The organism is Pseudomonas sp. SAS7 (genome assembly GCF_052112345.1).
GTDB classification, from domain to species: Bacteria; Pseudomonadota; Gammaproteobacteria; order Pseudomonadales; family Pseudomonadaceae; genus Aquipseudomonas; species Aquipseudomonas putida_Q.
This window is the reverse complement of sequence record NZ_JBEGGO010000078.1, coordinates 1-228: the sequence shown is the minus strand read 5'-3', so window position 1 is coordinate 228 and position 228 is coordinate 1. Positions and strand designations below refer to the sequence as shown.

The following is a 228-nucleotide window of genomic DNA, read 5'->3' as shown; positions in this document are numbered from 1 at the left end:
GCCTTCACAACCTTTGTAAAATCGATAGACCGGCTGGATTTGTTGATCCAAAAGAAAATCAAAGAGGTGCTGCGCGAAGCGGGGCTGCACGAGCAAGTTGCTCGCTGCCAAGCGGTAGAGGGTATTGGTTTTCTCACTGCCACTGCCTTGGTAATGGCCTTTATGCGGGGCGAGTTCAAGAGCAGTGATTCGTACATTGCATTCCTGGGAATGGATCTACGAGTGATT

At 50.0% G+C, this 228-nt stretch carries 1 pseudogene; it reads left to right on the top strand.

Going from position 1 to position 228, the window contains the following annotated elements:
- Positions 1-228, top strand: a pseudogene (locus tag ABI582_RS28765) (IS110 family transposase); the annotation flags it as partial.